The sequence below is a fragment of the Aerococcus viridans genome (assembly GCF_001543285.1).
Lineage (GTDB): Bacteria > Bacillota > Bacilli > Lactobacillales > Aerococcaceae > Aerococcus > Aerococcus viridans.
The window spans coordinates 1,620,815-1,635,078 of record NZ_CP014164.1 but is presented as its reverse complement, the minus strand read 5'-3'; the positions used below and the strand labels follow the sequence as shown (position 1 = coordinate 1,635,078).

10 protein-coding genes are annotated in these 14,264 nt (G+C 39.4%); 9 read left to right on the top strand and 1 reads right to left on the bottom strand.

The window, feature by feature from the left end; translation table 11 throughout:
• Nucleotides 1-10: 10 nt before the first annotated feature.
• The 7 genes from AWM76_RS07740 (at nucleotide 11) to AWM76_RS07710 (ending at nucleotide 10,875) form a co-directional block, all read left to right on the top strand.
• Nucleotides 11-1,387 (top strand): FtsW/RodA/SpoVE family cell cycle protein, encoded by a 1,377-nt coding sequence (locus tag AWM76_RS07740; RefSeq protein WP_003141864.1) that lies wholly within the window; start codon nucleotides 11-13, stop codon nucleotides 1,385-1,387.
• 630 nt (nucleotides 1,388-2,017) lie between these two features.
• Nucleotides 2,018-2,920: a DUF7916 family protein gene (locus tag AWM76_RS07735; RefSeq protein WP_003141863.1), complete on the top strand. Its 903-nt coding sequence runs from the start codon at nucleotides 2,018-2,020 to the stop codon at nucleotides 2,918-2,920.
• A gap of 55 nt (nucleotides 2,921-2,975) precedes the next feature.
• On the top strand, nucleotides 2,976-4,469 hold the full coding sequence (gene nagE / locus AWM76_RS07730) for an N-acetylglucosamine-specific PTS transporter subunit IIBC (RefSeq protein WP_003141862.1): 1,494 nt from the start codon (nucleotides 2,976-2,978) through the stop codon (nucleotides 4,467-4,469).
• Between the two features lie 300 nt (nucleotides 4,470-4,769).
• A complete protein-coding gene (locus AWM76_RS07725; protein ID WP_003141861.1) occupies nucleotides 4,770-8,198 on the top strand; it encodes a pyruvate carboxylase in 3,429 nt (1,142 codons plus the stop codon).
• Nucleotides 8,199-8,328: 130 nt separating this feature from the next.
• Nucleotides 8,329-8,652, top strand: coding sequence for a YlbG family protein (locus tag AWM76_RS07720; RefSeq protein ID WP_003141860.1), 324 nt, complete (start codon nucleotides 8,329-8,331; stop codon nucleotides 8,650-8,652).
• A gap of 93 nt (nucleotides 8,653-8,745) precedes the next feature.
• Nucleotides 8,746-9,582 carry an alpha/beta hydrolase gene (locus tag AWM76_RS07715; protein WP_003141859.1) on the top strand — a complete coding sequence of 279 codons (837 nt, stop codon included), beginning with the start codon at nucleotides 8,746-8,748 and terminating at the stop codon, nucleotides 9,580-9,582.
• Nucleotides 9,583-9,807: 225 nt separating this feature from the next.
• On the top strand, nucleotides 9,808-10,875 hold the full coding sequence (locus AWM76_RS07710; protein WP_060779380.1) for an IS30 family transposase: 1,068 nt from the start codon (nucleotides 9,808-9,810) through the stop codon (nucleotides 10,873-10,875).
• A 682-nt stretch (nucleotides 10,876-11,557) separates the two neighbouring features.
• Here the strand turns inward: AWM76_RS07710 and AWM76_RS07705 are convergent.
• Nucleotides 11,558-12,871 (bottom strand): IS1380 family transposase, encoded by a 1,314-nt coding sequence (locus AWM76_RS07705; protein ID WP_003141076.1) that lies wholly within the window; start codon nucleotides 12,869-12,871, stop codon nucleotides 11,558-11,560.
• A 256-nt stretch (nucleotides 12,872-13,127) separates the two neighbouring features.
• Here AWM76_RS07705 and rlmH point away from each other — a divergent pair, with 256 nt between their 5' ends.
• Nucleotides 13,128-13,607, top strand: coding sequence for a 23S rRNA (pseudouridine(1915)-N(3))-methyltransferase RlmH (gene rlmH, locus AWM76_RS07700; protein WP_016896373.1), 480 nt, complete (start codon nucleotides 13,128-13,130; stop codon nucleotides 13,605-13,607).
• A 320-nt stretch (nucleotides 13,608-13,927) separates the two neighbouring features.
• On the top strand, nucleotides 13,928-14,233 hold the full coding sequence (locus AWM76_RS07695) for a hypothetical protein (RefSeq protein WP_003143791.1): 306 nt from the start codon (nucleotides 13,928-13,930) through the stop codon (nucleotides 14,231-14,233).
• Nucleotides 14,234-14,264: the final 31 nt, after the last annotated feature.

The following is a 14,264-nucleotide window of genomic DNA, read 5'->3' as shown; positions in this document are numbered from 1 at the left end:
GAGGGCTATTGTGCCAACAGAATCTAAAAGAAAAAAAGCCCAAGCAAATAAGGAAAAACAAAAAAAATCAAATGCATTAGATAAAGAGAAAGCAAAAAAACAATCTAAAAATGCGCGTAAGCAAGCTAAAAAAGAAAGAAATCATGAAGGACCATCCTGGTTTAAACGCGTCCTTGCCCATTGTGAAGATTTAGATGGGAAGATTTTGATATTATATGGCTTGCTGCTGACAATTGGATTATTGATGGTGACAACTGCATCATCTTACCTAGCGACATCATCAGGTCAAGTGACATACTATTATTTAGAGAGACAGGGCCTCTTTGCGGTTGCTGGTATCATCGCTATCTTTCTAATTTATATTATCAAGCCAGAAATATGGCGACATCAACGTTTTCAAAAGTTAATGTATATAGGGGTCACGGTCCTATTAGTTTTCACTTTCATATTTGGGGAAACCATTAATGGAGCTCAAGGCTGGATTGGGGTTGGTGCCTTCTCCATTCAGCCAGTAGAGTTTGCAAAACCAGCCTTGGTTCTATTAGTCGCTAATTTCTTAGCGAAGGATGAGGTTCAGAAGACGATTGCTGAAGTAAATAGTCCATTTAAATTGATTGCTCAATACAAAAAAGAGGCGGCAGCTATTGGTATTTGGGTAGCGCTCGTATTCTTCTTCCCAGATGTAGGTGGTGTACTCATTCTTGGGTCATTATTTGTAATCCTCCTATTAAATTCTGGCCTAACACTGAAATGGCTGACTAAATCAGTTCTAGCAGCAATTGTTGTGTATATTTCAGTTATTATTATCTTGAATCTATTTGATTTATCGCATATAGATAATTATCAGATTGCCCGCTTTACCTCTTTTATTAATCCATTCGCGGATGCACAGGATACAGGACTGCAATTAGTTTATGGCTATTATGCCTTATCAAATGGTGGCATCCTTGGCCGGGGTGCAGGAAACTCTATCCAAAAACTTGGCTACTTGCCTGAAGCGCATAATGATTTTATTATGGCAATTATTGGAGAGGAATTTGGTTTGTGGGGCGTGATGCTTGTACTTGTTTTGTACTTTGCACTAGTGGTTTACATCTTCCACAAAGCCATTAAAATGCACCGTATATATGACCAAACCGTCCTTGTTGGTGTTGGTTCATACTTTTTAATTCAAGCTTTTGTAAACTTGGGTGGGGTATTAGGGTTAATTCCCTTAACAGGCGTTACTTTCCCCTTCATGTCTTATGGAGGGTCTAGCCTTCTTGTAACGAGTATGATGACAGGTATCGCCTTATCCGTTATCGCCTCTGATCGTTCGTGGCGACGTAGCCTTCGGGCCAAAAAGGCAAAACCAAGTCAAGCGGGCTTGCATGAACAAAATGAATAATTGATGTCTAAGAACAGATCTGTTGAAGCGGTCTGTTCTTTTTATATTTGTAAAAACGAATATTGAAATTACTTTCATTTTTCAGGGGAAATAGATTGCAAAAAAACGAAATGGTGAAAGTAGATTCTAAAATATATAATCCATTTAAAATAATTTTAAATCCTTATAAAAAAGCATTTAAACGGATTCTAAAGACTATTTTCTAATGGCGATTTTATAGGAATAAACATAAGGAAGTAAAATGATCATGAATAAAACACAATTTATGCAACAAGTTAAAGACGGAATCATCGTATCTTGCTAAGCCTTACTAGGTTAACCTCTGGATTCAGAAATGGGCGGGGTAATGTCTTTGAACAAGGGATTGATTTCGTCGGGACTACTTTGCTATGTCTGAGGCGGTCCCAATGCATTTAAGGTGATGCTAGGAAAAGTGCAAACCGAAGGCTTAATTACTAAATCCTATAAAAAGGGTTTATTATTCTAGACGTAGTCTAGATGACTAGTATATATATCACTTTTTTTGCATAAAAGTTTGGTAATGGCGATCAAAATTGATATAATTTCTGATAGGAATGTAATCGGTTAGTTGTTGGTGAGCTAGCCTTTTGCAAAGGGAGGAGAGATGAAATGAAACGTTTAATTTCAGCTAGTGCCAGCGAGATCAATCAGATGGATGCTGGCCAATTAAAGAAAGCTATTTTTGCCAGTGAAGGACGGACCATTATTGCAGAAACCGTAGTGACATCGCCGCCTTTGATTCAAGGGCTGTCAAACCCTGAAGTGATGGCGACGTTTGGTGCAGATATCATTGTCTTGAATGAGTTAGATGTCTTCAACCCAGAAATTCCAGGTCTGGAAGCATTTGCGGGGTCAAAAGAAACCATCCGTGAATTAAAGCGATTAATCGGAAGACCGATTGCAATCAATTTGGAACCTGTTGATGAAGAGCAGGAATTGCTTGAAAGTCGGGTGTCTTTAAATCCAGGTCGCTTGGTGTCTAAAGCGAGTTTACAAGCGACGAATGATTTGGGTGTAGACATGATTTTACTGACAGGGAATCCAGCTACGGGTGTGACTATGTCAGCAATCAAGGACGCAGTCAAAGAAACGAAAAAATATTTTTCAGGGCTAGTCTTTGCGGGTAAAATGCATGGGGCGGGGCTTACGGAGAGTATCGTCAATGAAGAGGCTTTGCTTGGGTTTATGGATGAGGGCGCTGACGGGGTCTTGATTCCGGCTGTGAATACGGCGCCTGGGGTGAATGAGCTTGAAAACCAGGCGGTCACGAAAAGTGTGCATGCACGTGGTGGATTGGTGATGGCGACGATTGGGACGAGTCAAGAGTCTGCCCAAGCTTCAGTGATTGAAACGATAGGTTTATCCAATAAACGTGTTGGCGTAGACTGCCACCACATTGGTGATGGTGCCTACGGTAGGATGCCTGATCCAGAAAATATCACCGCTTTGAGTTTGGCGGTGCGGGGTAAACGGCATACTTATTTCCGCATGGCTCAGTCTGTAAACCGTTGATAGATCATCAATGTATATTAAAAATTGTCTTTATCAAAAGGGAGGATAAGATAATATGAAAAATTATTTACAAAATTTAGGAAAATCGATCATGTTACCGGTATCGATTTTACCTGTTGCGTCTTTATTAATGGGGATTGGTTATTGGATTGATCCAGCTGGACTTTCTGGTGACGGGTCTAACCAAGCGGCTGTCTTCCTGATTCAATCAGGGACTGCCATTATCAACAATTTACCGATTCTATTTTCAGTGGGTATTGCTACAGGATTATCTAAGGATTCCAATGGGGCGGCTGGTTTATCAGGTTTAGTCGGTTACCTCATTGTGACAAACCTATTATCAACGGCTGGTTTAAGTGTCTTACTCAATATGCCTGTTGAAGAAGTACCGATGGCTTTCGGCGCAACACAAAATGTCTTTATGGCCATTATTTCTGGTTCAGTAGCGGCAGCCTTATATAACCGCTATTCAGGTACTAAATTGCCAACAGCGCTCGCATTCTTCTCAGGTAGACGGTTGATTCCAATCTTAACAGCAGGTGCTATGTTAATCATATCTTTACTGCTGTATTTCGTTTGGCCAGTAGCTTATGACGCTTTAGTAGGATTCGGTACGTTCATCTCAGGCCTTGGCGCGCTAGGTGCTGGTATTTACGGTTTCTTCAACAAGTTACTAATTCCAACTGGTTTACACCACGCCTTAAACTCAGTATTCTGGTTTGATTTAATTGGGATTAATGACATCGGAAACTTCTGGGCCTCTGAAGGGGTAAAAGGGGTTACTGGAATGTACCAAGCCGGCTTCTTCCCAATCATGATGTTCGGTTTACCTGGGGCAGCTTTGGCCATGTATAAGAATGCAGAATCAAAAGCGAAGAAAATTGCAGCTGGTACCATGATTGCTGGTGCTTTCGCTTCATTCTTCACAGGAATTACTGAACCTCTAGAATTCTCATTTATGTTTGCAGCGCCAGGATTATACTTGGTTCACGCCTTCCTAACAGGGGTTTCAATGTTTGTTGCAGCAACCTTCCACTGGACTGCTGGATTCGGGTTCTCGGCAGGGTTAGTTGACTTTGCCTTAAGCTTGAATGTGCCGATTGCTAACCAACCATTAATGCTGTTAGTTCTAGGTTTAGTCATGTTTGTGGTTTACTACTTTATCTTCGATTTTGCTATCCGTAAATTCGATTTTGCCACACCGGGACGCGGTGAAAATGCCGTAACTGAAGCAGCGATTACAGAATCTGATTCAGAAACTACTGCTGGCAAAAAAGGTAGTGGATCTCAAGCTAGCGATGATAAATATTCACGCATGGCGAATGTCATCTATGATGCTGTTGGTGGACAAGACAACATCCGTAGCTATTACAACTGTGCAACCCGATTACGTTTTGAATTAGACGATGTTGACCAAGTCGATCAAGCAAGAATCAAAGGTCTTGGTGTACCCGGGGTGAACGTCTTAGATAAAAACCACTTACATGTTATTGTCGGAACAGACGTCCAATTCGTTGCCGATGAAATGAAAAAAATAGAAAATCAATAATATTTAAGAGAAGTTGGGGGTAAACCTCAGCTTTTTTTTGATAAAAGGCATAATTACTAAATCATTATAGAAGAAAAAGCTTTCTTTTTAGCTCTAGACTAATTGATCATGAAGTACAAAACACCATAATAGCCGATTGGTGAAAAGTAAAACGTTAACATCTGTCAATTATGATAATAAAATGAGATTTCTTTCATTTTCCTATATCAAAATTGTTCAAAATATGGCAAACTATGATACAATTGGCTAGTGGAAACAAGCGTCAAGAAATGAGAGACGTAAGAGAGGGAGTTACTATATATGATAAATAAAGTGTTAGTTGCGAACCGTGGGGAAATCGCAATCCGTATTTTCCGAGCGTGTTTTGAACTAGGAATTAGTACAGTCGCAGTTTATTCACAAGAGGATGAAGTATCAGTTCACCGTTTCAAGGCGGATGAGTCTTATTTATTGTCTAAGGATAAAAAGGCTGTTGAAGCTTATTTAGATATCGAATCGATTATTCAAATTGCGAAAGATGTGAATGCTGACGCGATTCACCCTGGTTACGGCTTCCTGTCTGAAAATACTGAATTTGCGCGTCGTTGTGAGGAAGAGGGCATCAAGTTTATTGGTCCTTCACACGAAATTTTAGATATGTTCGGGGATAAAGTAAAAGCTCGTGAAGCAGCTAAAAAAGCGAATATTCCGTTGATTCCAGGTTCTGATGGACCAGTTGAAAGTCTTGAAGAAGTGTTTGAATTTGGTAAAACTGCTGGTTACCCAATTATCATCAAAGCTGCCTTAGGTGGTGGAGGACGTGGTATGCGTGTGGTACGTTCAGAAGATGAAGTAGCAGAACAATACCGTCTAGCGGTTTCTGAAGCGACTAAAGCTTTTGGTTCAGGTGAAGCCTACGTTGAGAAATACGTAGAAGGACCTAAACATATTGAAGTTCAAATCATGGCTGATGAGCAAGGAAACACTATGCATTTATGGGAACGTGACTGTTCAGTTCAACGTCGTCACCAAAAAGTGGTTGAGGTTGCCCCAACTGTAAACATGTCAATGGAATTACGTAACCGTATCTGTAATTCTGCCCGTGACTTCTTAGATTCAGTGGACTACGCTAATGCCGGAACTGTTGAGTTCTTGTTAGATGGCGATGACTTCTACTTTATCGAAGTAAACCCTCGTGTCCAAGTAGAACATACAATTACAGAGCAAATCACTGGTGTGGACATTGTCCAAACACAGATCCGTGTTGCTGCAGGTGAAAGCTTAAGTGAAATTGGTTTACCAGCACAAGAAGACTTACCATTAAATGGTTTTGCAATCCAATGTCGTGTAACTACAGAGGATCCAAATAACAACTTCTTCCCAGATACAGGTAAAATCAATACTTACCGTTCTCCAGGCGGTTTTGGTGTCCGTTTAGATGCGGGTAATGGTTTCCAAAATACAGTTGTTAGTCCGTACTTTGACTCAATGATTGCTAAGTTAATCACTTACGGTACAGATTTCGAAGATACGGTAGCCAAAACCGACCGTGCCTTAAGAGAGTATCGTGTGCGTGGGGTTAAGAACAACATTCCATTCTTGCGTAACGTTGTAAACCATCCTGTCTTCCAAGCAGGTACTGCAAACACTGTATTCATCGATAATACACCTGAATTGTTTGATTTCCCTAAAGAACGCAACCGCGACCGTGGGAACAAAGTCTTACAATATATTGGAGACATTTCTGTAAATGGCTTCCCGGGTATTGAAAATGAAAAAGGGCAATTCGAAACCATCCCAACCCCTAAAATTGAGCTGGTGGACCGTAATGGCCTATCAGCTAAACAAATTTTAGACCGTGATGGTGTTAAGGGTGTTCAAGACTTTATTAAAAATTCAAATGACCTATTGTTAACGGATACGACAATGCGTGACGCACACCAATCGTTGATTGCGACTCGTATGCGTACCCGTGACATGGTGAAACCAGCTAAAGTGATGGAAGATGCTTTGCCAAACCTATTCTCTATGGAAGTTTGGGGTGGGGCGACATTTGATGCAGCCTTCCGTTTCTTAACTGAAAACCCTTGGAGCCGTCTAGAGCAGTTGCGTGAAGCAATGCCAAATACCTTGCTACAAATGTTATTCCGTGGTTCAAATGCGGTAGGTTACACTTCATACCCAGATAACACGTTGAAAGCTTTCATTGACCAGGCTGCAGCTTCAGGAATTGACGTCTTCCGTGTGTTTGACTCATTAAACTGGACTAAACAAATTGAAAAACCAATTCAATATGTGAAAGATGCTGGTAAGATCGCTGAAGCGACAATGTGTTATACAGGTGATATCTTAAATCCAGAGCGTACTAAGTATTCTCTAGACTACTATGTGAAGTTGGCTAAAGAGTTACAAGCAATGGGCGCAGATATTATTGCAGTGAAAGATATGGCTGGTTTATTAAAACCTCAAGCTGCTTATGCTTTAATTTCAGAATTAAAAGACAATGTAGATGTGCCAATTCACTTGCATACGCATGACACTGCAGGTAACGGTATCTTAACTTACACTGAAGCATCACGTGCAGGTGTAGACATTGTGGATGTGGCATCTTCTGCCTTTGCTTCAACAACATCACAACCATCTATGCAATCACTATATTATGCGATGGAGTATAACGACCGTAAACCAAATATCCACGTACAAAATGCAGAGAAAATTAACCAATACTGGTTAGGTGTGCGTTCTTACTACGATGAATTCACTTCAGGTTTAGAGGGTCCAGAAACTGAAATCTACACTACAGAGATGCCTGGTGGTCAATATACAAACTTACAACAACAAGCTAAATCTGTTGGTTTGGGTAGTCGTTGGGACGAAGTAAAACAAATGTATCATGATGTAAACTTCTTGTTTGGTGATATCGTTAAAGTTACCCCTTCATCTAAAGTCGTTGGTGATATGGCCTTATTTATGGTTCAAAATGACCTAACAATTGATAAATTCTTCGCAGAAGGGAAAAAATACGACTTCCCTCAATCTGTTATCGATTTATTTAAAGGTAAAATCGGTCAACCAGAAGGTGGATTCCCACAAGATGTATCTGACATCATCTTAAAAGGTGAAGAGGCTTCAACTGATCGTCCAGGTGAACACTTAGCGCCAATTGATTTTGAAGCTACTCGTCAAGAATTGATTGCTAAATTAGGTGATGAAGATGTAGACGACCAAGACGTCTTATCTTACATTATGTATCCTGATGTTTTTGTAGACTACCGTCATAAACTCGAACGTTATTCTGATGTTTCAATCATCCCAACACCAAGCTTCTTCTATGGTATGAAGACTGGTGAAACTGTGAATGTTGAAATTCAAAAGGGTAAAGTCTTATACATCCGCTTAATCCAAATTGGTGAGTTGGATGAAACTGGTCAACGGATTGTCTTCTTTGAATTAAACGGACAATCTCGTGAAATTATAGTACGTGACGCCAATGCTAAAACAACGGCTGCTGTTCGTCGTAAAGCTGATCACGGCAATACAAACCATATTGCAGCGACAATGCCTGGTACAATCCTTGATGTTCAGGTGCAACAAGGTGATGAAATTGAAGAAGGTCAATTACTGTTGATTTCTGAAGCCATGAAGATGGAGACTACTTTGAAAGCACCGCGTAAGGCAGTTGTGAAAGAATTACTTGTTGCCAACGGCGACCAAGTAAATTCTGGTGACTTGCTATTAGTATTGGAATAAAATAAGAGGTAAGAATAGCGGGCCAGCAAGTTTGGGCCCGTTATTTTGCCATATAAAGGTTTAAGGGTTACTGGCAGATGAATTCCTGTTATAATGAGATTAAAGCGAGTGATTAAAGGAAGTCGATAATATGAGTATTTATGATCAAGCACAGTCACGGCAAGCGTTGATTGTGTGGATGTATTCAAATAAAAAAGTTAAACAGTTACAAAAGTACGGTTTCGTTTATTATGTGTCGCGGAAGATGAAGTATGCGGTTTTGTACACGGATGTGTCGGAAGCGGACCACATTCAAAAGAATCTTGAGAAGTTGCATTTCGTGCGTCGGGTGGATGTGTCTCCTAGGCAGGCGATGGCGACGGATTATGCGACGGCCTTTGATACCTATGCGGCAGACTTGATGGCCAAGAAGGATTCGGATGATAAAGATCGTTTGAATGAACGGTATGCGTAATATATAATAAAATGTATAGTAAATGAAAGTTTGAAGGGACCTTAGGATTGAATGTGCCCAGGGTCCTTTTTCAATCTTTGGAGGAGAGTCAGTATGGCGTTTGCCCCATTTTTCTATTTGGAACTGAAAGAACATATTTTAGATGTGCCTTATACCTTGGCTAAGCGGCGAATTCGTGTCCTCTTACCTAAGGACTATGAAGCGCATCCGGACAAGCATTATCCCGTTGTTTATATGCATGACGGGCAGAATGTATTTCATTCTAAGGAAGCTTTTTCGAAACATTCTTGGAAAACAATTCACGCAATCAAGCGGAATCCGGATTTACCAAGTATGATTATTGTCGGCATTGATAATGGCGAGGAGATGCGGACCTTGGAATACCTGCCGTGGACGCTCAAGGATGCCTACGATCCAAGACTATCTGGTCAAGGGGGACGAGGCGCTGAGTTTTCTGAGTTTGTGGTGACCATTGTCAAAGACTTTGTTGACAAACACTACCGGACTATACCAGACGCTGCTCACACGGCGATGGTAGGGTCTTCCTTTGGGGCGACTATTTCAACGTATCTTGGCGCTGCTTATAAGGACAAAATTGGTCGGTTAGGGATTTTTTCATTAACCAATTGGGCAGTTGCGCAAGATTTTGACCGGTTTATTGAACGGGTGGATTTGCCAAATGACCAACGGATTTATATCGAATGCGGGACTGAAGAAGGGGACGAGATAGATGAGATGATCATCGGTCCTTATACTGAACAGGCTTATATTACGGATGCCATTAAATATAGCCAACAGGTGATGCAGGCAGGTGTGGCGCCAGAAAATGTGTCCTTGAATATTTTCCATGGGGATGAACATTCAGAAGAATATTGGTCTAAGCACTTACCAGATTGCTTACGGTTTATTACACAGGGCTGGCCTTTATAATCTTATATGATTTGGTTAATATTTGATCAGTCTTTTAAAAGAGTTTAAACTGATCATTTATATCAATTTAGATAAATGACAATTTTACAAGTAAAAGTTTACTTTTTATGGCTTAATCGTATCTTGGTAAATTGTAAAATGAAATGCATAAGGAAATAAACAAAAAAATCATGTAGATACGATATACTTGTTAGCAACCAAACCAAAAGTATAAGGGGTATCTACATGACCAAAAATAATTGTATCACAGAAAAGCGCACCTTCAAACAACTTACTGACATCCAACGCGGAATGCTGGAACAGATGGCGAAAAGCGGCACCTATAAACAAGCTGAAATGGCGCGAGAATTAGGGGTCAGCCAACCCACTGTTTCTCGTGAGTTGAAACGCGGTAGAACGCGCCAGCTTGACTATAAGCGCAATTATTACGAGCAGTATATTGCCGCCTCAGGCGCACGGGTTTATAAAGAAAATCGTGAGAACTCGCATGCGCGGGATCATAATAAATATTCTGCGGCTTTCCTTGCTGCCTTACCTGAAAATCTAGCACCCAAGAAAGGGTTGCGGATTCATAGTGTGGATACTTTTGTACACTCTTATAGAAAGTTGCACCCTGACGAACGCGTACCATGCACGAAGACCGTTTACGCTTTGATAAATGCTGCCGTACTTCCAATCCGTAATATCGATTTGCCTATGAAGACTAGGATGCGGCCACGAAAAACAACCGTTTCTGAACCTAAAGGTCATAACGCTAAACACTTGGGACGCAGTATCGAAGATCGCTCTCCAGAAGTACTCTCGAGGGAAGAATTTGGGCATTGGGAAGTCGATTTAGTATTAGGTAAGAAAACAAAAAATGAGCCTGTCATCATCACTATGGTTGAACGGAAAACACGCTACTGCCTCACTAAGAAAGTTTGGGGAAAAGGCGCAGCGCTGGTTCAAAAAGGCGTGCTTGACTTGATGAAAAAACAGGGGCTAGAACAGTTCAAGTCACTCACAAATGATAACGGCTCTGAGTTTTCAAGTCTGTCTCTTATCGAAAGCATCGCTGAAGACGTTCAGGTTTTCTTTACTCATGCGTATGCTTCTTGGGAGAAAGGAACGAACGAAAGGCATAACCGCATGCTCCGAGAATTTATCCCAAAGGGAGTCACTCTGCGTCCATTGTCCTATTCGTATTTACTGGAAGTAACCGATACGATCAACCACAGACCAAGAAAAATAATGGGCTATACAACACCTGCAGAACGCCTTCAGGAAGAACTGGCCGATTTACAAGCAGCTTAAGGTGTTTTGTTGGTTCTATAGGATAAGAGAATAGATTAGCTGAGTCAAGAGCCGCTTTGCTCCTTCTCTTGACTCAGCTAACCTATCCTCTTGGGTCAGAACCACCAACAACTCACCTGAAAAATGGTAAGGGATGAAACACTCCCTGCCGTCAATGGCTTCAAAGCATTGGTAATACTGGATTATTGAGTAATTCGCTGTCTATAAAGGTTTTTAAAATTTTTTATGCATTTGATATTGCAATTAAGCTTAATCGTATCTTAACGACTATGTCTTGGAAAATATCTATTGTCAAAAAACGAATACTGTAAATATCAATATGAGGATTTACATGGTCGATTTAGTTATGTTACTAATTCGACCATGTAAACCCTCTTTTTTTTGTGGAAAATTTGAGATAACTATTTTTTTTAAAGGATAATAATGGGTTCTAAAAAAATGACTAAAATTAAAAATCTTAACTTTTTTATACTATCCTGAATAATTCATACTTTTTATAAACTACCAAATTTTATAATTATCTGTTTAGTTTTATGCTCAATGGTTCTTTTTCTCAAAAATATTTTTCTAAAGGGTTTAATTTATTTTTGCTAACTGATTAAGTTCAAGAAAGACCTCATTTTGGGCGCACTCATCCTATCGGATGGTTAACGAATTTTTTTGAATGGCGCAATAAACGCAACTAACACTGCAGTACCTGAATGTTTTGTAGAATCCGATAAAATAGCTTCTGGTAAACATGGTAACTACTTAATTTCAAGTATTGTCTTCTTCCGGAATGAACTATCTTTCCAGCAATTTTAAAGAGAAATAAGCGAATAGTAGAAACCTGATACCCTTTCGTTTCATTGGTAAAACACAGTGTCCGCATGAAGTTCACGATATTGTAAGCCAATAGGCTTACGATCATACGAGCATGATTTTCTATAAAACGTGGGCTATCTGTTTTATCCAAGTAAAAGCCGTTTTTTGCGTCCTTAATGTAATTTTCCATCGTTCCTCTTTTTGAATACGTTTGGAAAACCATTTCTGGAGAGACGTCTTTTGAAAAATTAGTAATGATGAATTCATGTCTAAAAAGCAATTCACTAGCTTCTCTGGTTGATTTTATGCAGATCCTTCTGGATTTTCCCCATGACTTTGCTTGATAAGTGGCGTTATAGTAATGAACTTCTTTCTTACTCCAATCGTGATGATCCTTAATGGTAACGAATTGATCAGCGATTCTGTACAGATTACGATTGGATTTCAAACGGATAGTATACAAACTATCGTACTCTTCACAAAGCTCATACAAATCAGGCATTGCGAATCCACTATCTGCACGTACCATAATAGTGCTTACTGGTGTCACAGAGTGATAATGCTCAAATAATGGACGAGTAAATGCTGCGACGCCTTTTGAGGTGTAGACATTTCCAGAACGAAGTTCTGCTTTAAGAAAGTCTCCGGTAAGACCATCAAAGGCAACGAGTGGATGATAACCGGTTGTCTGGTAATGCGCATTATAATCGGTCATTTCTTGGTTTCCAAAGGTATCACTGTGAGTAGAATCTAAATCGAAAATCATTTCGTTCGTATTTCGAATCGTCCGTGCTTTATCAATCAAAATCTGGTTAACCTTTTGTAGCTGGACGATATTTTCTGTTGATATCCGATCCCAAAAGCGAGAAATGGATGACTGTGAAGCCAACCGCTTTTTGCTTAAAACAGCTTGAAAGATAGGATCCGTTGCTAATATATTGGCTGAAGAATCTGTAGGATAGCCTGCAATCAACTGCAAGATGATTTGTTCCAGAATAGATTCATTTTCATGAACATGATACAGTCGGTCATCTTGAATCTGGATGTTTTTACATAAGATTTGGCTAAACTCAAATTTGTTCATGAATTCTTTTGCTAATATTAAGCCGGAATCTGAGGACAAATTTCCACCAGAGTGAGATACTGTAACATTTGAATTGAAAAGTAGACGATTTTCGTGTAAAGTTGCCATTGAGAGAACCCCTTTCTTTGGTTAGGTTTAGTCACTTTAACCATAGCAGATTGGGGTTCTTTTTGTACACCCAAAGGGTGCGAATAAACGAAACAAAATAGACTGTTATAACAAGGTTTTTGAAACGTTTTTGAAAAACTATGAATTATTCAGGTTCAAATACGATTAATTATAAACACTTTAGCAGAAAAATCTAGTAGAATAAAAGATAAAAAAGTTAATAACGAAATATTTGCATGATAGGAGTTATTTTTGCATGTTAATTAAAATTATCTCAGTTGGTAAATTGAAAGAAAAGTACCTAAAACAAGGCATTGAAGAGTATAGCAAGCGCCTTTCGCGCTATACAAAGATTGAAATTATTGAAGTGAAAGACGAACCAACAAAAGAAAACGCTAGTGAATCGGAAGATGAAATGGTGAAGGATGCGGAAGGTGAACGTATCTTGAATAAAATAAAACCGGATGATTATGTTTATCTGCTAGCAATTAACGGACAAATGCTGTCCTCACCAGAATTAGCTAAATCGATGCAGAGTCAAATGACCCGAGGGAAATCAACTTTAGTTTTTGTGATTGGTGGATCCTTAGGTACGAGTAGTGCAGTCAACCAGCGGGCAAATCAAGCTGTTTCTTTTGGCAAAATGACCTTACCTCATCAGTTGATGCGATTGGTCTTAACAGAACAAATTTATCGCGCCTTTAGAATACAAAATAATGAGCCATACCACAAATAGATGAGGTTTTTTCGTAAAACCACCGCACAAGCTAATACGGGTTCGCTCTATGATTTTAAAAGCTTGTCACATTTGTGGTCAGTAGTTCGGAATAAGCCATACCACAAATAAGTGAGGTTTTTACGTAAAACCACCGCACAAGCTGATGCGGGTTCACTGATTGATTTTAAAAGATTGTCACAATTGTGGTCAGTAGTTCGGAATGAGCCTTATCACAAGTGATAAGATTCTTATTTTTAAAAATTGTACTTATATAAATCAAAGAGAGAAATCCTGTAGTCTGAATCATTTATGTACAGATAAAGCAGGTTGTAGACAAAATGAACGAACAGATAGAGGCGAATCAGAAACCATGGGAAATGGAGTTAAATGGCTTAGATGGAAAAATTAAAGAAACAGAAGGAAAATTAAAGAAATGGCAAGAGTTAGTCAAATCCAATCCTGAATTAACCAAGGAACTTGAGGGAAGAATGACTGAATTAAAAATTAAATACATTGAAAATAAACACAGAAAAGATGAGCTTCTAAAACTACTACAAGCAGAAGGGTACAAATTCACAACAGAAGATGTGTTTAAGGGCATATTTAGTAGTTTTTATATATTATATTTGATATACTTACACTAAGCGGAAGCTAATCCATAAATATAGAAAAGGA